This window comes from Burkholderia sp. HI4860 (genome assembly GCF_002223045.2).
Taxonomy (GTDB): domain Bacteria; phylum Pseudomonadota; class Gammaproteobacteria; order Burkholderiales; family Burkholderiaceae; genus Burkholderia.
The window spans coordinates 2563037-2582127 of record NZ_NKFO02000003.1; the positions used below are offsets into that span (position 1 = coordinate 2563037).

A 19091-nucleotide genomic window follows, 5' to 3' on the forward strand; every position below is an offset into this window, starting at 1 on the left:
CTGCCTGTCACCGCCCGTCGCGTCGATGCCGGGAGCGCGTCATGAGCGACTGCCCGTCGATGGACGGCCGGGTTGCCGGCCAGCCGCTGCAGGCGGCGCAGCGCCTGCCGGTCGCGAACCTGCTGGCGCTCGCGACGGCCGGCTTCATCACGATCCTCACCGAAGCGCTGCCGGCCGGCCTGTTGCCGCTGATGAGCGCCGACCTGCGCGTGACCGAGGCGCTGATCGGCCAACTGGTGACCGTCTACGCGCTCGGCTCGATCGTCGCGGCGATTCCGCTCGTCGCCGCGACGCGCGCGGTGCGCCGGCGCCGGCTGCTGCTTGCTGCGCTCGCCGGCTTCGTCGTATCGAATGCGCTGACGGCCGCATCGCCGTACTACGCGCTCACGCTGGCCGCGCGCTTCGTCGCCGGGATGTCGGCCGGGCTGCTGTGGGCGCTGCTGGCGGGCTACGCGAGCCGGCTGGTCGACCCGTCGCTGCGCGGCCGCGCGATCGCGGTTGCGATGCTCGGCATACCGACGGCGATGTCGATCGGCATTCCGGCCGGTACCGCGCTCGGTGCGATGTTCGGCTGGCGCATCGCGTTCGCGGGGATCACGGTCGCGGCGCTCGTGTTGATCGGCTGGATCCGCTGGCGCGTGCCCGACTATCCGGGCCAGCAGGCCGGCGCACGCGAGCCGGTGCTCGGCGTGATGACGCTGCCCGGCGTGCGGCCGGTGCTGACCGTGATGTTCGCGTACGTGCTCGCGCACAACATGCTGTACACGTATGTCGCGCCGTTCCTCGCAGGCGTACGGATGGGCGCGCAGGTCGACGTGGTGCTGTTCGTGTTCGGCATCGCGTCGCTGGTCGGCATCGCGCTGACGGGCGCGTGGATCGGCGCCGCGCAGCGCCGGCTGACGCTCGCCAGCATCGCGCTGTTCGCGATCGCCGCGGCGATGCTCGGCGCCGGCTCCGGCATGGCGATCGTCTACGCGGGCGTCGCGCTGTGGGGGCTCGCGTTCGGCGGTGCGCCGACGCTGTTCCAGACCGCCGCCGCGAACGCGGCGGGGGAGGCGGCCGACGTCGCGCAGTCGATGCTCGTGACGGTGTGGAACCTCGCGATCGCGGGCGGCGGCATCGCGGGCGGGATGCTGCTCGGTGCGACGGGCGCCGGTGCGATTCCGTGGGTGCTCGTCGTGCTGCTGGCGGCCGCGTGGGTCGGTGCGTGGCGTGCGCGCCGGCACGCGTTTCCGGCGCTGCACGCGGCCTGAGCATTCGACGGCCGCGCGCGGTGCGCCGAGCGCGGCTTCGGCGTCAGGCCGCTTACGCGTCGAGCGCGGCGCGTGCGCAGGTTTCGTCGGTGACGAGCCCCGACAGCCAGCCGCCGCGCAAGGCGGCGATCACCGCGTCGCGTTTCTTCGGGCCGCCGGCGAACGCGATCGTCGGGCGCTTCGGCGGCGTCGCGAGCGCGACGCTCGTCACGCGCGCGCTCGTCGATACGGCGATCTGCGTGCCCTGCGCGTCGATCGGCACGCCGAGCAGCTCGGCCACCGCGCCGAGCGCGGTCATCTCGTCGCGCTCCTGTTCGGTGATGAAGCCGTCTTCGTAGAGCGGGCAGTGCGGGCCGATGTTGCCGATCCCGACGAACGCGACATCGGCCTTGCCCGACAGCGCCTCGACGATCCGGTACAGCCGGTGATTGCACCACTGCGCGCGCTCGGCGTCGCTGTCGGCGAACAGCGGCGCGGGCAGCAGGAAGTGCTTGCTGCCGGTTTTTTCGGAGATGTACTGCGCGACGTCGTAGCGGTTCGACGAGCCGTCGGCGGCGATCGCGCCGACCATCGACACGAGCCGGTGCTGCGGGCGGTCGATCTGCGCGATCTGCGCGACCGCGGCCTTCAGCGTCCGGCCGCTGCTGACCGCGATCACCATCGGCCGCGTTTCGTTCAGGTAGCGCTCCATCACCTGCGCACCGGCGACCGCGAGCTTGCGGTCGATCGCGTCCGGCGCATCGGCATCGACGGGCACGACTTCGCACATCGCGAGGCCGTAGCGCTTCGACAGCTGCGCGCCGAGATCGAGACAGTCGGCGAGCTGGTGGTCGACGCGCACGCGGATCAGGTTCTTCTCGACCGCGAACGCGACGAGACGCTGCGCGACCGGGCGCGACACCTGCAGCTTCTCCGCGATTTCGTTCTGCGTGTCGCCCGCGACGTAGTAGAGCCACGCGGCACGCGTGGCGAGATCGAGTTTTTCTGAGGACTTGGACACGATAGCGATTCGGTTCGGATCTGGGGGGGCCGCCCGGCGGGCCGCCCCGCGGGCCTGTGGGCCGCATGGCGGCATCCACTGTACCGCATGCCGCGCACGCGGCCGACGGCCGCCACGCGCGGCGTGCGGCGCTTATGCGAGCCGTGCGCGCGACGGTTCGTACAGCGGCTGCACGTGACGGTACAGCGCGCGGAACGCATCGAGGCGTTCGCGCAGCAGCGCATGGCGGGCGGCATCGGGCGTGTATTCGGCGCGCACCGGCGGCTTGGTCAGCACCGCATGCGGATCGCCGCCGACGGCCAGCCAGCCGAGCCGTGCCGCGCCGAGCGCCGCGCCGGTTTCGCCGCCGCCGTGCTGGCGCGTGCGCACGTTCAGCGCGTCGGCGATCAGCTGCGCCCAGAACGCGCTGCGCGCGCCGCCGCCGATCAGCGACAGCTGGTCGGTTTCGACGCCGGCCGCATGCAGCGCGTCGAGACCGTCGGCGAGGCCGAGCGTCACGCCTTCGAGCACCGCATAGCCGAGGTGCGCGCGTTCGGTCGCATGCGTCATTCCGAAGAACACGCCCTGCGCGTACGGGTCGTTGTGCGGCGTGCGCTCGCCGGACAGGTAGGGCAGGAACAGCGGGGCCGTCGCGAGCGCGTCGGCGTCGAGCGTTTCGATTTCCGCGAGCAGCGCGGGCTCGTCGGTGCCGGTCAGCTTGCAGACCCAGCGCAGGCAGCTCGCGGCCGACAGCACGACGCTCATCAATTGCCAGCGATCGGGAATCGCGTGGCAGAACGCATGGACGGCCGACGCGGGGTTCGGCATGAAGCGATCGCCGACCACGCTCAGCACGCCGGAGGTGCCGAGCGACACGAAGCCGTCGCCCGCGTGGATCGCGCCGATGCCGAGCGCGCTTGTCGCGTTGTCGCCGCCGCCGCCGGCCACCACGACGGCTTCCGACAGCCCGAGTTCGCGTGCGATATCGGCGCGCAGCGTGCCGGACGGCGCGTTGCCTTCGACGATGCGGGGCATCTGGTCACGCGTCATCCCGCACGCGGCGAGCAGCGCATCGGACCAGTCGCGGCGCGCGACGTCGAGCCACAGCGTGCCGGCGGCGTCCGACGGATCGGACACCTTCGCGCCGGTCAGCCGGAACCGCAGGTAGTCCTTCGGCATCAGCACGCAGGCGGTCGCCGCGAACACGTCGGGTTCGTGCTTCGCGACCCACAGCAGTTTCGGCGCGGTGAAGCCCGGCATCGCGAGATTGCCGGCCAGTGCATGGAGATCGGGCGCGCGTTCGGTGAGCAGCGCGCATTCGTCGGCGCTGCGCATGTCGTTCCACAGGATCGCGGGGCGCAGCACGCGATCGTCGCGGCCGAGCAGCACGGCGCCGTGCATCTGGCCCGACAGACCGATGCCGCGCACGGCCGCGAACGCGTCGCGGTGCCGTTCGCGCAGCGCCGCGAGCGCGGCGAGCGTGCCTTGCCACCAGTCGTCCGGATGCTGTTCGGCCCAGCGCGGATGCGGCCGCGACACGGTGAACGGCGAGCCGGCGGTGCCGACGACCGTGCCGTCCGGGGCGAGCAGCAGCACCTTCACTTCCGAGGTGCCGAGGTCGATGCCGAGATACATGAGCGATCCGTTCCGTCAGTGGGGAGTCGCTACTTTAGCCGCGTGGCCGCGCCCGTGCCAAGGCAGGTTCGCCCGGATGCGCGTCAGCGTGCCGCGAGCCATGCGTCAACTCGCGCGAGCCCGGCGCGCAGCGCCTCGAACAGCGCCGCGTTGCCGGCGAGCGAGCCCCACAGCGCGCGGCTGGCGCCGAGCGCGACAACCGGGTCGTCGGCCTGGACGATCGCGCGCGCGGTGCTTTCGTCCATCACGCCGTCCTGGTACGCGTACGGCAACGCGCCGCGCGCCCAGCGTTCGAGAAAGCGCAGGAACAGCGCGGGCAGCACGGCGGTGGCGGCCGGCGCCGCGCCGCGTGCGAACGATTCGACGAGCGTCGGCGCGATGAAGCCGGGGATCTTCGAGAAGCCGTCGGCCGCGACACGCTGGTTCGTGTCGAGCACGTACGGGTTGCCGAAGCGTTCGAGCACGACGTCGCGGTAGCGCGCGAGATCGAGCGGGCTCGGCGTGAGGCACGGGATCACGTCCTGCGTCACGTAGTCGTGCGCGAAGCGGCGGATCGCCGCGTCGTGCGTGCCTTCGTGGATATACGTATGGCCCGCGAGCGTGCCGGCCCACGCGATGCAGCTGTGTGTCGCGTTGAGGATGCGGATCTTCGCTTCCTCGTACGGGTGCACGTCGTCGACGAGTTCGGCGCCGGCCACTTCCCACTTCGGACGGCCGGCCGCGAAGCGGTCCTCGATCACCCACTGGATGAACGATTCGCCCATTACCGGGCATGCGTCGTCGAAGCCGGTGGCGGCCAGCACGCGCTCGCGCACGTCGGCGGTCGGGCGCGGCGTGATGCGGTCGACCATCGCGCTCGGTGTCGCGACGTTCGCATCGAACCACGCGAGCAGATCGGCCTGACCGCGCCGTTCGAGGAATTCGCGCATCCCCGCGCGAAAGCGCGCGCCGTTGTTGCGCAGGTTGTCGCAGCTCTGCAGCGTGAGCGGGCCCGCGCCGCGCTTCACGCGTTCGGCGAGCAGCGCCGCGAGCGCGCCGTACAGCGTCGTGCGCGCGCCCTGCAGGTCGGCCGCGAGATCCGCGTTCGCGAGGTCGAGCCGGTTGTGTTCGTCGAGGTAGTAGCCGCCTTCGGTCACGGTGAACGACACGATCCGGCAGGCCGGGTCGGCGCCGGCGTCGATCAGTGCGGCGAGGTCGATCGACCACGGCAGCACGCGCGTGATCGCGCGGATCGTCTCGTACGCGCGCTCGCCTTGCGGCGTGACGGTTTCGAGCGTGTAGGCGCCGTGCTGCGCGGCGAGTGCGTCCATCGTCGCGTGCATGTCGTCGCGGATGTTGCCGACGGTCAGCGACCAGCGCTCGTCGGCCGGGACGGCCGCGTTCACGCGATGCAGATACCACGCCTGGTGCGCGCGGTGAAACGAGCCCGCGCCGATGTGCAGCAGCACGGGCGTGCGGGCGGAGGGCGATGCGCTCATCCGGTGTCTCCTGTTCGTGCCTGACAGTCCTGTCGAATACGATCATTTGCTCTTTGTGTGAGCGAATGATCGTATTCGGGCGAGCGAAAGTCAAGGCGGGGAAACGGCATTTCGATGGTGCGCTGCGGCGGCGTTCGGGCAGCGCGGGGAGGGCTCGAACGGGCGGCCGGCGCGGAAAGTGTTGTCAGCGTCCTTCGCGGGTCAATGCGACGAGTTCCTCGAGCAGCTTGCCGGCCGGCCCCGGCAGGATGCCGTGACGGCGCCGGAACGCGGTAAGCGTACGCACCGCGACGACCTCGCGCACGGGCAGCGTGTCGATCGTGCCGGCGCGCTGTTCGGCGCCGTACATCGGCTCGGCCATCCAGCTCAGGAAGCCGGCATGCGCGACGAGGCTTTTCAGCGTCGTCACCGAGCGTGTCTCGACCGCGATGTCGGGCAGCGCAAGCCCGTGCGCGTCGAAGGTCGCGCGCATGTGGTCGAACGGCGCGGTGCCACGCGGCGGAATCGCCCAGCGCGCATGCAGCGTATCGGCGAGCGTCGGCGCGCGGCCGAGCGTGCGCAGCGGATGGTGCGGCGCCGCAACGATGTGGCTGCGATCCTCCCAGCGGCACTCGGGAATCGCGACGATCTCGTCGGTGTCGGGCCCGTGCGCGGACAGCGCGAGATCGATCTCGTGCTTGTTCAGCCCTTCCGCGAGCCGGTCCCACACGCCTTCGATGATCTCGACGCGCAGGTTCGGCCAGCGGTCGAGCACATGGCCCACCGCAACCGGCAGCACGAGGCTCGCGATGCTGCCCACCGTGCCGACCTTGATCGTGCCCTTCGCAAACCCGCGCATCGCGTCGAGCTCCTCGCGCGCGTGCTCGGCCTCGTGCTGCAGCAGCGTCGCGTGCGGCAGCAGCGCCTCGCCGAACGCGGTGAGCTGCACGCCCTTCGAATGGCGCTCGAACAGGGGCGCGCCGACCTGGTCCTCGAGCCGCTTCAGGATCCGGCTCAGCGCCGGCTGCGTCACGTGCAGTGCGTCGGCCGCGCGGCCGAGGCTGCCGCACGCGACGATCGTCGTGAAGGCGCGCAATTGTCGGAGATCGAAACTCATGTCGAAACGGTATGGCTTATCGCAAAAAATACAGTATCCGAGAATGACTCGCGCTTCGATACTGTGGAAACCGCCAAGCCATCGAGGAGACGCCCGAGCATGTCCGGCCCTACGCCCCCTTCCGCCGCACCGATCACCGTTCGCGATGCGGTGATCGACCTGCTTCGCCAGTTCGGCATCGACCGCGTGTTCGGCAATCCCGGCTCGACCGAGCTGCCGATGTTCCGCGACTTCCCGGACGATTTCCGCTACGTGCTCGGCTTGCATGAAGCCGTCGTGGTCGGGATGGCCGACGGCCATGCGCAGGCCACCGGCAATGCGGCGGTCGTCAACCTGCATTCGGCGGCGGGCGTCGGCAACGCGATGGGCAATCTCTTCACCGCCTTCAAGAACCGCACGCCGCTGATCGTCACCGCGGGCCAGCAGGCACGCGCGATTCTGCCGTTCGACCCGTTCCTCGGCGCGACGCAGGCCGCCGAGCTGCCGAAGCCGTACGTGAAGTGGAGCATCGAGCCCGCGCGTGCGCAGGACGTGCCGGCCGCGATCGCGCGTGCGTACCGCATCGCGATGCAGGAACCGCGCGGCCCCGTGTTCGTGTCGATCCCGGTCGACGACTGGGACCAGCCGGCCGAGCTGCTGCCGCGCCGCGACGTCAGCAGCGTCGTGCGGCCCGACCCGGACGCGCTCGCGCGGCTCGGCGATGGGCTCGACGCCGCACGGCGTCCGGCGTTCGTGGTCGGGGCGGCCGTCGATCGCGCCGGCGCGTGGGACGACGTCGTGCGGCTCGCCGAGCGGCACCGTGCGCGCGTGTACGTCGCGCCGATGTCGGGGCGCTGCAGTTTCCCCGAGGACCATCCGCTGTTCGCCGGCTTCCTGCCCGCGATCCGCGAGAAGATCGTCGCGCGGCTCGACGGGCACGATCTCGTGTTCGCGTTCGGCGCGCCCGCGTTCACCTATCACATCGAGGGCTTCGGCCCGCACGTGCCGCCGGGCGCGACGCTCGTGCAGCTCGTCGACGATCCGGGCATCGCCGCATGGACGCCGTCGGGCGATGCGGTCGTCGGCAACCTGCGGCTCGCCGCGCGCGACCTGCTCGCGCGCCCGGCGCCGCCCGAGCGGCCGATGCCCGCGCCGCGGCCGCCGCGTGCGCGCGTCGAACCGCCGGCCGCCGGCGAGCGCATGTCGGTCGCGTTCGCGCTGCAGACGCTCGCGGACGTGCGCGACACGCACGACATCGTCGTCGAGGAAGCGCCGAGTGCACGGCCCGTGATGCAGGAACACCTGCCGTTCACGCGCAGCGGCACGTTCTACACGATGGACAGCGGCGGGCTCGGCTACGGGATGCCGGCCGCTGTCGGCGTCGCGCTCGCGCAGCCGGGCCGGCGCGTGATCGGGCTGATCGGCGACGGGTCGAGCCTGTATTCGATCCAGGCCCTGTGGAGCGCCGCGCAGCTGAAGCTGCCGATCACGTTCGTGATCCTCAATAACCGGCGCTACGCGGCGCTGCAGGATTTCGCGCCGGTGTTCGGCTTCGGCCCGGACGATCCCGTGCAGGGCACCGATCTGCCGAACCTGGATTTCGTCGCGCTCGCGCAAGGGATGGGCTGCCGGGGCGTACGCGTGACCGATGCCACGCGCCTGCGCGACACGTTGACCGACGCGCTGCGTGCGGCGACGCCGGTCGTCGTCGAAGTCGAAATTGCCTGAATGACGTGATGCGCAATACGCGTCCTGCCGGAGACTCCATGCAAACCGTATCGATGCTGATCGGCGGCGAACGCCGTCACTCATCCAGCGGCGCGACCTTCGCGCGCCGCAACCCGCTTGATGGCGAAGTCGCGTCGGAAGCGCCCGCGTGCACCGTCGACGATGCGCGGGCGGCGGCCGACGCCGCCGCCCGCGCGTTTCCCGGCTGGGCCGCGCTCGGCCCCGGCGCACGCCGCGCGCTGCTGCTGAAGGCGGCCGCCGCGCTCGAAGCGAAGCACGAGCAGTTCGTCGCCGCGATGGCGGCGGAGACGGGCGCGTCCGCGCTGTGGGCCGGCTTCAACGTGCAGCTTGCCGCGAGCGGGCTCATCGAGGCCGCGTCGCTCACCACGCAGGTCGGCGGCGAGCTGATCCCGTCCGACGTGCCCGGTTCGCTCGCGATGGGCGTGCGGCAGCCGGCCGGCGTCGTGCTCGGCATCGCACCGTGGAATGCGCCGGTGATCCTCGCGACGCGCGCGCTCGCGCTGCCGCTCGCATGCGGCAACACCGTCGTGCTGAAGGGCTCGGAGCTGTGCCCCGTCACGCACGGGCTGATCGTCGAGGCGCTTCAGGAGGCCGGGTTGCCGCCTGGTGTCGTCAATTTCGTGACCAACGCGCCCGAGGATGCGGGCGCCATCGTCGATGCGCTGATCGCGCATCCGGCCGTGCGCCGCGTGAATTTCACGGGCTCGACGCGCGTCGGCCGGATCGTCGCCGAAGCCTGTGCGCGCCACCTGAAGCCGTCGGTGCTGGAACTCGGCGGCAAGGCGCCGTTCGTCGTGCTCGACGATGCCGATCTCGATGCGGCAGTCGCGGCGGCCGCGTTCGGCGCGTTCGCGAATTCCGGGCAGATCTGCATGTCGACCGAACGCATCGTCGTCGACGCGTCGATTGCCGATGCGTTCGTCGCGAAGCTCGCCGACAAGGCCGCGTCGCTGCCGCTCGGCGATCCGCGCAACGGGCCCGTCGTGCTCGGTTCGCTGATCGACATGAAGGCCGTCGAGCGCTGCAACGCGCTGATCGACGATGCGCTTGCGCACGGCGCGACGCTCGTGTGCGGCGGCAAGGTCGACAGCACGCTGTTCCCGGCCACGCTGCTCGACCATGTGACGCCGGCGATGCGCATCTATGCGGAGGAGTCGTTCGGGCCGGTGAAGGGCATCGTGCGCGTCGATGGCGAGGACGCCGCGATTCGCTGCGCGAACGACAACGCGTTCGGGCTGTCGTCGGCCGTGTTCAGCCGCGATGTCGCGCGTGCGATGCGCGTCGCGGCCCGCATCGAATCGGGCATCTGCCACGTGAACGGTCCGACCGTGCACGACGAGGCGCAGATGCCGTTCGGCGGTGTGAAGGACAGCGGCTTCGGCCACTTCGGCGGCAAGGCCGGCATCGCGGCGTTCACGGACCTGCGCTGGATCACGGTGCAGACCGCACCGCGCCACTATCCGTTCTGACGAGGCCGACGACGATGAGGATTGCGATTCTGGGCGCCGGCGCGATGGGCTCGCTGTTCGGCGGGCGGCTGGCCGAAAGCGGCGAGGCCGTCACGCTGATCGACGTCAACGATGCGCATCTCGATGCGATTCGACGCGACGGATTGCGTATCGACGACGATCGGGGTGAACGACGCATCCGTACGTTGCAGGCCATGCGGCCGGAAGTGGCGAATGCGGCTGCGGCCGCATCGCCCGATGCATCGTTCGACCTGCTGATCGTTTTCACGAAATCGCTGCATACGTGCGCCGCACTCGACGGCGTGCGCGCGCTGCTCGAGCGCGGCACGCACGTGCTGACGCTGCAGAACGGGCTCGGCAACGTCGAGACGCTGAATGCGTTCGTGCCGCTCGAACGCATCCTGGTCGGCGTGACGACGTGGCCGGCCGACGCGGCGGGGCCAGCGCACGTGCGCTCGCACGGGGCAGGCGCGATCCGCATGATGACGGCCGACGGCGCGGCGCGCCCGTTCGCGGCGACGGTGGCCGATACGCTGTCGCGCGCGGGGCTCGCGTGCACGCTGGACGCCGACGTGTGGGCCGCGATCTGGGAGAAGGTCGCGTTCAACGCGGCGCTCAACACGCTGTGCGCGGCGACGGGCTGCACGGTCGACCAGCTCGGCAATCATCACGACGGGCCGCGGCTCGCGCTCGCGATTGCAGCCGAGGTGGCCGCCGTTGCCCGCGCGAAGGGCATCGCGGTCGACGGCGAACGCATCGCGCACAACGTCGAGCATGCGATCCGCGCGCATCGCGGCCATCGCCCGTCGATGCTGCAGGACGTGCTCGCGGGCCGCCGCACGGAAATCGAAGCGATTAGCGGCAAGGTCGTCGCGGCCGCGCGCGAAGCGGGTGTCGCGGTGCCGCACGCGGAAACGCTGCTCGCGCTGGTCCGGCTGATCGACGCGCGGATGAACTGAGCATCAGTCGTGCGGCGTGGTATGTGCCGCACGACGGGACGAGCGCGTCGCGCGCAGGCGACGGCGCCGGATCGGGACGGGTTGGACGAGACACCGGAGGCGGCGCCGCTGCGTCGACACCGGCCGCCTGCGCAGCACGAGATCCGGGCACGCGCGCACCGCGCCAGCCCGGGCAACCGGAGACGCCATGAACGCCATCGAATGCCGTTGTCTTGCCGCGCGCCGCTTGCGCATGTTGCCGCCTGAGCGCGGCGCACGGGAGGTCGCATGAGTACGCGCGACGGATTGTTGCCTCCGTCCGTCGACATCGGCGCGACGCTCGACGACGGGCCGTTCACGACGATGCAGCGCTGCGTGGTGCTGCTCGCCGCGCTCGCGATCGTGCTCGACGGCTTCGACGGCCAGCTGATCGGCTTCGCGATTCCGGTGCTGATTCGCGAATGGGGCATCACGCGTGGCGCGTTCGCGCCGGCGGTGGCGGCCGGGCTGGTCGGGATGGGCATCGGCAGCGCGTGCGCGGGGATCGTCGCCGATCGCTTCGGCCGCCGCCAGGCCGTGATCGGCAGCGTGTTCCTGTTCGGCATCGCGACCTGCGCGATCGGCTTCGCGCCGGACGTCACGGCGATCGCGGTGCTGCGCTTCATAGCAGGCCTCGGGATCGGCGGCGCATTGCCGACGGCGACGACGATGACGGCCGAATACACGCCCGCGCGGCGTCGCACGATGATGGTGACCGCGACGATCGTCTGCGTGCCGCTCGGCGGGATGCTGGCCGGCCTGTTCGCGCACGAGGTGCTGCCGCGCTACGGCTGGCGCGGGCTGTTCTTCGCGGGCGGCGCGTTGCCGCTCGTGCTCGGCTTCGTGCTCGTGCGTGCGTTGCCCGAATCGCCGCGCTACCTCGCGCGGCGCCCCGCGCGCTGGCCGGAGCTCGGCGCGCTGCTCGCGCGGATGGCGCGGCCCGTCGCGCCGGGCACCGCCTTCACCGACCTGCGGGACGCACGCGCGGCAGGCAGCCGCGGCGGCTTCGGCGCGCTGTTCGCGAGCGGCCAGGCGCGCGACACGATCGCGTTGTGGTGTGCGTTCTTCATGTGCCTGCTTGCCGTGTATGCGGCGTTCAGCTGGCTGCCGACGATGCTGGCGGCGAGCGGGCTGAGCGTGTCGGTCGCGGGGACGGGGCTCACCGCGTACAACCTCGGCGGCGTGATCGGCGCACTGTTGTGCGCATGGACGATCGCGCATGCCGGGTCGCGCTGGCCGCTCGTGCTGTGCAGTATCGGCGGCGCGGCGAGTGCGGTATGGCTGATGGGTGTCGATGCGAGCCGCCACACGGGCTGGCTGATCGTCGGGCTCGGCCTGCACGGATTGTTCGTCAACGCGGTGCAGTCGACGATGTATGCGCTCTGCGCGTACATCTACCCGACGGCCGTACGCGCGACCGGCACCGCGAGCGCGCTCGCGTTCGGCCGGCTCGGCGCGATCCTCAGCGCGTTCGCGGGCGCGACCGTGATCACCACGGGCGGCGCCACGGCTTATCTGACGATGCTGGCGGTTGCGATGGGGGTGGTCTGCGTCGCGCTGCTCGTCGTGCGACGGCACATTCCGCGACTGTCGCGCGCGGCCGTGCAGCCGCGCGAAGGGGAGGAGCTGGCCCGCACGTCGTCGTGACGGCGGGCGGGCCCGCGGGCGCGTCGCGCGTTACAGCGTGGTGCGCACGTGCCAGAGCTCGGGGAACAGCACGACGTCGAGCATCTTGCGCAGGTACGGCGCGCCGCTGGTGCCGCCGGTGCCTTGCTTGAAGCCGATGATGCGTTCGACGGTCGTCACGTGACGGAAGCGCCACTGGCGGAACGCATCCTCGAGATCGACGAGTTCCTCGGCCATCTCGTAGAGTTCCCAGTGCTGCTGCGGATGACGGTACACCTCGAGCCACGCGGCTTCGACCGTCTCGTCGTGCCGGGTCGGCTGGGTCCAGTCGTGCTCGAGCCGCTCCGCCGCGATCGGGAAGCCGCGCCGCGCGAGCAGGCGCACGACTTCGTCGTAGAACGACGGCGCCTCGAGCGTCGCACGCACCTGTTCGAGGATGTCGGGCCGGTGCGCATGCGGCTGCAGCATCTGCACGTTCTTGTTGCCGAGCAGGAATTCGAGTTGCCGGTACTGATAAGACTGGAAGCCCGATGATTGCCCGAGATACGGGCGCATCGCCGAATACTCGGACGGCGTCATCGTCGACAGCACGTTCCACGCCTGCACCAGTTGCTCGAGGATGCGCGACACGCGGGCGAGCATCTTGAACGCAGGCGGCAGCGCGTCGGTGCGCACCGCGTCGAGGGCGCCGCGCAGTTCGAACAGCGCGAGCTTCATCCACAGCTCGCTCGTCTGATGCTGGATGATGAACAGCATCTCGTTGTGATCGGGCGACAGCGGATGCTGCGCGTCGAGGATCGAATTCAGCGACAGGTAGTCGCCGTAGCTCATCGACTTCGAGAAATCGAGCTGCGCGTTGTGCCAGCCGGCATCGCCGGGCACGTGCGACGCTTCGTGCGCGGCCGGGGCCGCTTGGGCCGAATGTGCTGCGCGTGCGCCCGAGAACGGGCAGCCCGCCGGCGCGTCGCCGCCGGGTGGCTGCATATGACCAGAATTCACGACTTTCTCCAGATTTGAATGACGGGGGCGCGGCGCGCGGCTTGCGCGCACCGGGCAAGGCCGATCAGGTCACCGCGCCGCGCTCGGCGAACTCGGGCGCCTTCCACGCGTCGGTGGCGAGGATGTCGCGCAGCGTCTCGACGGCATCCCACACGTCGGCGAAGCGCGTATAGAGCGGCGTGAAGCCGAAGCGCAGCACGTACGGCTCGCGATAGTCGCCGATCACGCCGCGCGCGATCAGCGCCTGCATCACTTCGTAGCCGTGCGGATGCTCGAAGCTCGCCTGCGAGCCGCGCTGATGATGCGCACGCGGCGTGACGAGCTTCAGCGACAGGCCCGCGCAGCGTGCTTCGACGAGCGCGATGAATGCATCGGTCAGCGCGAGCGACTTGCGGCGGATCGCGTGCATGTCGGTCTGCAGGAACACGTCGAGCCCGCATTCGACCATCGACATCGACACGATCGGCTGCGTGCCGCACAGGAAGCGCGCGATGCCCGGATCGGGCGCGAAGCCCGGCTGCATCGCGAACGGTGCGCGGTGGCCCCACCAGCCGGACAGCGGCTGCGAGAAGTGCGCGTGATGACGCTGCGGCACCCATACGAAGGCGGGCGAACCGGGGCCGCCGTTCAGGTACTTGTACGTGCAGCCGACCGCGCCGTCCGCGCGCGCACCGTTCAGGTCGACCGGCACCGCGCCGGCCGAGTGCGCGAGATCCCACAGCATCAGCCCGCCTGCGTCGTGCACGAGCTGCGTGACGGCCGGCATGTCGTGCATGTAGCCGGTGCGGTAGTTCACGTGCGTGATCATCGCGACGGCCGTGTCCGCGCCGAGCGCATCAGGCAGGTCGGCCGGGTCGTCGATCAGGCGCAGTTCGTAGTCGCCGCCGAGCTGTTCGATCAGCCCCTGCGCGATATACAGGTCGGTCGGGAAGTTCGAGCGCTCCGACACGATCACGCGGCGCTCGGGCGCGCGCCCGGCCTGGTGGCGCACCATCGCCGACAGCAGCTTGAACAGGTTGATCGAGATCGTGTCGGTCACGACCGTCTCGCCGGGCGCGCCGCCGATCAGCGTCGCGAGCTTGTCGCCGAGACGGCGCGGCAGCGCGAACCAGCCGGCCGTGTTCCAGCTGCGGATCAGGCCTTCGCCCCATTCGGCGCCGATCACCTGCTGCGCACGGGCGGCCGACGCGCGCGGCTGCGCGCCGAGCGAATTGCCGTCGAGGTAGATCACGCCGTCGGGCAGGGAGAACTGGTCGCGCAGCGGGGCGAGCGGATCGTCGCGGTCGAGCGCGAGCGCGTCTTCACGGGTCTTGATCATGATGTGGGGTTGTCAGTCGGGGGAATCAGGAAGCACGCGCGGGCAGCGCGCGCAGCACCGCGCGCACCGGGCTCGCGTCGAGCGTCGCGAACTTCAGCGGCAGTGCGATCAGTTCATAGTCGCCGGGCGGCACGTCGTCGAGCACGATGCCTTCGAGGATCGCCATCCGGTGCGCGCGCACGCGGTGATGCGCATCCATCGTCTTCGATTCCTGCGGGTCGAGCGACGGCGTGTCGATGCCGATCAGCTTCACGCCATGCGCGGCGAGCAGGTCGATGGTCTCCGGCGCGACCGCGCAGAAGTGGCTGTCCCACTCATCGACGCTGGCACGCGCACAGGTGCGCAGCAGCACGCGCGGCCGCACGCCGTCGAGCGCGGCCGCGACATCGGCCGGCTGCACGACCGGCGATGCGCCGATGCAGTGGATCACGCGGCACGGGCCGAGGTAGGTGTCGAGCGGCACGGCGCCGATCGGCGCGCCGTCGGCGTCGTAGTGCAGCGGCGCGTCGCAGTGCGCGCCCGTGTGCGGCGACAGCGTCAGGCGTGCGACGTTGACCGGCGAGCCGGCCTCCATCCGCCACACGCGTTCGACGGAAACCGGCGTGTCGCCCGGCCACACGGGGGTGGCGGGGCTGACAGGCGGCGAGATGTCCCAGAGGGTGTCCATGGCATGACGATTCGGTGAGTCGATCCTTCGAATGATAGGTGGACGCTCGCAGAAAGTGCTTGCGAAATAAACATGGACAATCCGCCGGATTGGCAGATAATTCGACTCAGAGGGAAAACGGGGACCAAAAATGCACGCGATCACGCTCGATGCCACCGACTGCCGGATTCTGGCGGTACTGCAGGAAGAGGGCAGAATCAGCAATCTCGACCTGGCGGAACGGATTTCGCTTTCGCCGTCCGCCTGTCTGCGCCGCATGCGCCTGCTCGAGGAGCAGGGCGTGATCGAGCACTATCGCGCGTGCCTGAGCCGCGAGAAGCTCGGCTTCGAGCTCGAGGCGTTCGTGCAGGTGTCGATGCGCAACGAAGAGAATCAATGGCACGAGCGCTTCGCGGAAGCGCTGCGCGAATGGCCGGAGGTGGTCGGCGCGTTCGTCGTGACGGGCGAGAGCCACTATCTGCTGCGCGTGCTCGCGCACAACCTCAAGCACTATTCGGATTTCGTGCTGAACCGGCTCTACAAGGCGCCGGGCGTGATGGACATCCGTTCGAACATCGTGCTGCAGACGCTGAAGGATGAAGCCGGCGCGCCGGTCGGGCTGGCGCGCACGGGAGCGATCAAAGCGGTGTAAGGCCGTGGAAGCCGCCGCCGTGGAACACGAGCGGCGGGGCCGTGTCCGATTCCGCGCGCACGCCGCAGCGCTCCACTTCACCGACGAAGATCACGTGGTCGCCTTCATCGTAGCGGCTGCGGTTGTGGCATTCGAACCACGCGAGCGCGCCGTCGAGCACGGGCATCCCCGAGTTGCCGGCCGCATGCGCGATCCCTTCGAAGCGGTCGCCCTTGTAGGTCGAGAAGCGCTTGCACAGGTCGAGCTGCGAGGCCGCGAGCACGTTCACCACGTAATGGCTGTTGCCGCGGAACACGGCCGTCGACGCCGATTTGTGCGCGAGGCTCCACAGCACGAGCGGCGGATCGAGCGAGACCGAGTTGAACGAGCTGGCGGTGATGCCGATCAGCTGGCCGGACGGCGCGCGTGTCGTGATCACCGTCACGCCCGTGGCGAACTGCCCGAGGGCTTGCCGGAAGGCGGCCGAGTCGAAATCCGGAGGATTGGCGTGGCTCATCGCGCGGCCATCCGGAACGAGACGGGCAGGCGCGGCGCGACGCGGGTGGGGCGGGCACGGCGGACGAAAGGCGACAAGGCGGTCGAGAGGGAAGGGGTGCGCATGGCCCGATTTTAGCGGAATCGGGGCCGCCGGGCCCGGCCAGGCGGCGCATTGCGGGGGCAGGGTGACGTAGCGAACACTGCGGCGCGTGCCCGGATGCGCAAGGGCACGCTGCCGGCACGGCCGTTCTGTTGCGTTTTTTGTGCGGGTCCGCCGCGGCGCCCGGCACCCGCGCTCGACATCGGCCGCAGCTTCCCCCGCACTATCGCGCCGCCGCCAGCCCGAGCGACAACGTGCCCGTCACGATCAGGCTCGACGCCCACACCGCGTCGAGATTGAACCAGCTTCGCGATACGAACTTCAGCCCGAGATAGCGGTACACGAGCCACGCGAGCCCGCCGCCGGCGCCGATCATCGCGATGGCATGCACGGCCGCGACGACGAGCGCCATCCCGAGATGCGCATCGACGAGCGTGGCCGCCGCACGATGGCCGGCGTCCCGGTCGAGCCCGCACAGCCCGAGGTAGATCGGTACCAGCATCAGCCCGGCACCATGCGCGATCGCGACCGCGAACGACCACAGGCCGAGCCGCGCGGGCGGAATCCGCGCGAGCGCCCGCGGATGCCGGCGCCGGATCAGCAGCACGGCGCCGAAGCCGATCACGAGCGCGCTCGCACCGATCCGGATCGCCGTTTGCCACGCGAGCAGCGCGGCGAGCAGCCCGAACGGCAGCATCACCGCGAAGACCGCGAGCGCATGGCCGAGCGCGAGATAGCCGAGCGCCGCGACGAGCGCGCCGCCGCGGCGCGTCATCAGCGCGTTCGACACAGCGAGCGGCCAGCCCATCGCGGGGTTGAGCCCGTGATACACGCCGCTCGCGAGCACGGCCGCCCACAGTGCGAACGGGGCGTGAAAGCCGGCGTTCAACGCTTGACCGACGGATAGCAGAACGAGTCGGTCGAGCAGTCGCCGCCTTCGAGCCGGATCTGGTGCGCGCGATAGCCGTCGGGGAACTCGACCCAGTAATCGTCGGCGAGCGTCAGCCCGCCCTCCGGCCCCACGTGCGCGAGCACCTGCGCGCCCGGCACGCCGTCCGGATAGAACTGGTCGTCCCACGTCGAATAGAGCGAGTTGGTCCAGTACACGCGTTTTCCGTCGCGGCTGATCTCGACCATCTGCGGGCCGCCGGCGAACGTGCGGCCGTTCGAGTGCGGCGCACGGCGCGCGATGCCGCCGATCCGGACCGACCCCGCGAGCACCGGGTTGTGCGGGTCCGACACGTCGTACTGGCGCATTTCGCCGGTGCCCCAGCACGACACGTAGAGGAAGCGATCGTCGAGCGACAGGTCGATGTCGGTCACGAGCGGCGGCACCGCGCCGAATCCCTTGAGCAGCGGCGGCAGTTCGTCGGCCGCGGCCGGCTCGGCCGGAATCGTCGCGGTTTTCTTCACATGGAACTTGCCGCCTTCGCGCCACCAGGTCCAGATCGAGCCTTCGAGATTGGTCGTGTCGACCACGACGCCGACGAACCCGTATTCGCGCGCGGGGTCGTGCGCGGGCCGCACTTCGAGCGCCATCTGATGCTGCGCGCCGAGATCGATCGTCTGCACGTTGCGCCGCGCGCGCAGGTCCCAGAAATGCAGCCGGTGCCCGTATTTGTTCGCGAGCAGGTCCTCGGGCACGATCCCGTTCTCGAATTGCGGCGGCAGCGCCCATTCGCTCGACACCATGTAGTCGCGCGGCAGGTTCCACCAGAAGTCGTAATGCTTGTCCTGCGGGCCGCGATCGATCTCCCAGCGGCCGAGCACGTCGAAGGTCTCGCAATCCATGATGAAGATGCCGGGCGCGCCGTCGGTGCCGTCCTGGCCCGCGCCGCCGAGCGTGCTCACATAGATGCCCTCGGGCCCGCAATGAACGGTGTGCGGCCGCGAATAGCCGGTCTTCGAGAAGACCTCGTCGGGCTCGATGATCTTGTGGATGCGCGCCTGCGTCGGATGCGGCTTCGTGTCGATCACGTAGATGCGCGACGAGCGCAGGCCGGGGATGATCAGGAAGCGGCGTTCGAGGAACGCATGGCCGGTCAGCGGCGACAGTGACGACGAACAGGCATTCCAGCCGAAGTGGTGAAATTCGTCGCCGGCGTTCGGCATCGTCACCGTGTGCACGATCTTTCCGTAGGTCGGCGAGCCAGGCTTCACGTCGATCACGGCGAGCGCGTCGGGTCTGGAAAAATCGGGGCTCAGCAACAACGTATAGGCAAACTCTTCTGCCGGTGCCTGCATCGCAAGCTCGGGGGAAGCGTGAAACGTCGGGTCAGGCCGCATGCTCATGGTGATGCCCTCTCGATGGTGTCGGATCGGGGTCGCACGGCCGTTCGAGGTGGGCGTGCGAGTCGGGGTTGCCGCACGGCGTGCATCATGCCGGCGGGAGCGATCGGCAGGCGGACGCACGCGTCGGCGCGCATGCGACGCCGTGCATCAGATCGTGAAAGCGGACAAAGGCGGTGTGCCGGATCGCCGCGCGCGGAGCGAGACGGATGCATGGCAAGGAGGTGAGGCAATCGAAGCCGCGGCCCGCGACGCGGCGACGTCCGGGCGAGTGACGCGGGTGATGTCTGTTAAGGCATGCATAGCGATGTTCCGGCAGATGATGTTTGCATCAGGGTCGGGCATGCATCGGGCGCGTTGCGCGAGTCA

16 protein-coding genes are annotated in these 19091 nt (G+C 70.2%); 6 read left to right on the forward strand and 10 right to left on the reverse strand.

What is annotated here, in order from left to right:
- Positions 1-41 precede the first annotated feature (41 nt).
- Positions 42-1253 (forward strand): MFS transporter, encoded by a 1212-nt coding sequence (locus tag CFB34_RS27175; RefSeq protein WP_089440895.1) that lies wholly within the window; start codon positions 42-44, stop codon positions 1251-1253.
- 52 nt (positions 1254-1305) lie between these two features.
- Here the strand turns inward: CFB34_RS27175 and CFB34_RS27180 are convergent, their stop codons facing one another.
- The 4 genes from CFB34_RS27180 to CFB34_RS27195 form a co-directional block, all read right to left on the reverse strand.
- Positions 1306-2253, reverse strand: a complete 948-nt coding sequence (locus CFB34_RS27180) for a sugar-binding transcriptional regulator (RefSeq protein ID WP_089440894.1) — start codon at positions 2251-2253, stop codon at positions 1306-1308.
- Positions 2254-2385: 132 nt separating this feature from the next.
- Positions 2386-3867, reverse strand: a complete 1482-nt coding sequence (xylB, locus tag CFB34_RS27185) for a xylulokinase (protein ID WP_089440893.1) — start codon at positions 3865-3867, stop codon at positions 2386-2388.
- A gap of 83 nt (positions 3868-3950) precedes the next feature.
- Positions 3951-5345 carry a D-arabinitol 4-dehydrogenase gene (gene dalD / locus CFB34_RS27190; RefSeq protein WP_089440892.1) on the reverse strand — a complete coding sequence of 465 codons (1395 nt, stop codon included), beginning with the start codon at positions 5343-5345 and terminating at the stop codon, positions 3951-3953.
- 184 nt (positions 5346-5529) lie between these two features.
- Positions 5530-6441: a LysR family transcriptional regulator gene (locus tag CFB34_RS27195; protein WP_179243657.1), complete on the reverse strand. Its 912-nt coding sequence runs from the start codon at positions 6439-6441 to the stop codon at positions 5530-5532.
- Positions 6442-6540: 99 nt separating this feature from the next.
- Between CFB34_RS27195 and mdlC the strand changes: the two genes are divergently transcribed.
- The 4 genes from mdlC (at position 6541) to CFB34_RS27215 (ending at position 12262) form a co-directional block, all read left to right on the forward strand.
- A complete protein-coding gene (gene mdlC / locus CFB34_RS27200) occupies positions 6541-8148 on the forward strand; it encodes a benzoylformate decarboxylase (protein ID WP_089441321.1) in 1608 nt (535 codons plus the stop codon).
- Between the two features lie 38 nt (positions 8149-8186).
- A complete protein-coding gene (locus CFB34_RS27205) occupies positions 8187-9638 on the forward strand; it encodes an aldehyde dehydrogenase (protein ID WP_089440891.1) in 1452 nt (483 codons plus the stop codon).
- A 14-nt stretch (positions 9639-9652) separates the two neighbouring features.
- On the forward strand, positions 9653-10597 hold the full coding sequence (locus tag CFB34_RS27210; RefSeq protein ID WP_089440890.1) for a 2-dehydropantoate 2-reductase: 945 nt from the start codon (positions 9653-9655) through the stop codon (positions 10595-10597).
- Between the two features lie 267 nt (positions 10598-10864).
- Positions 10865-12262: an MFS transporter gene (locus CFB34_RS27215; RefSeq protein ID WP_089440889.1), complete on the forward strand. Its 1398-nt coding sequence runs from the start codon at positions 10865-10867 to the stop codon at positions 12260-12262.
- 30 nt (positions 12263-12292) lie between these two features.
- On the opposite strand, the gene kynA is transcribed toward CFB34_RS27215, so the two are convergent.
- The 3 genes from kynA to kynB all read right to left on the reverse strand — a co-directional run bounded on the left by kynA (position 12293) and on the right by kynB (position 15225).
- On the reverse strand, positions 12293-13225 hold the full coding sequence (gene kynA, locus CFB34_RS27220) for a tryptophan 2,3-dioxygenase (RefSeq protein ID WP_089440888.1): 933 nt from the start codon (positions 13223-13225) through the stop codon (positions 12293-12295).
- Between the two features lie 79 nt (positions 13226-13304).
- Positions 13305-14555, reverse strand: coding sequence for a kynureninase (gene kynU / locus CFB34_RS27225; protein ID WP_089441320.1), 1251 nt, complete (start codon positions 14553-14555; stop codon positions 13305-13307).
- Positions 14556-14583: 28 nt separating this feature from the next.
- Positions 14584-15225 (reverse strand): arylformamidase, encoded by a 642-nt coding sequence (gene kynB / locus CFB34_RS27230; protein ID WP_089440887.1) that lies wholly within the window; start codon positions 15223-15225, stop codon positions 14584-14586.
- Positions 15226-15355: 130 nt separating this feature from the next.
- On the opposite strand from kynB, the gene CFB34_RS27235 reads away from it, so the two are divergent.
- Positions 15356-15856, forward strand: a complete 501-nt coding sequence (locus tag CFB34_RS27235) for an Lrp/AsnC family transcriptional regulator (protein WP_006477992.1) — start codon at positions 15356-15358, stop codon at positions 15854-15856.
- On the opposite strand, the gene CFB34_RS27240 is transcribed toward CFB34_RS27235, so the two are convergent.
- From CFB34_RS27240 to CFB34_RS27250, 3 genes are all read right to left on the reverse strand, one after another.
- Positions 15843-16352: a flavin reductase family protein gene (locus CFB34_RS27240; protein ID WP_089440886.1), complete on the reverse strand. Its 510-nt coding sequence runs from the start codon at positions 16350-16352 to the stop codon at positions 15843-15845. The genes CFB34_RS27235 and CFB34_RS27240 overlap by 14 nt on opposite strands.
- 304 nt (positions 16353-16656) lie before the next feature.
- Positions 16657-17322, reverse strand: a complete 666-nt coding sequence (locus CFB34_RS27245) for a hypothetical protein (protein ID WP_089440885.1) — start codon at positions 17320-17322, stop codon at positions 16657-16659.
- A complete protein-coding gene (locus CFB34_RS27250) occupies positions 17319-18725 on the reverse strand; it encodes a selenium-binding protein SBP56-related protein (protein ID WP_089440884.1) in 1407 nt (468 codons plus the stop codon). Before CFB34_RS27250 ends, CFB34_RS27245 begins: the two co-directional genes overlap by 4 nt.
- Positions 18726-19091: the final 366 nt, after the last annotated feature.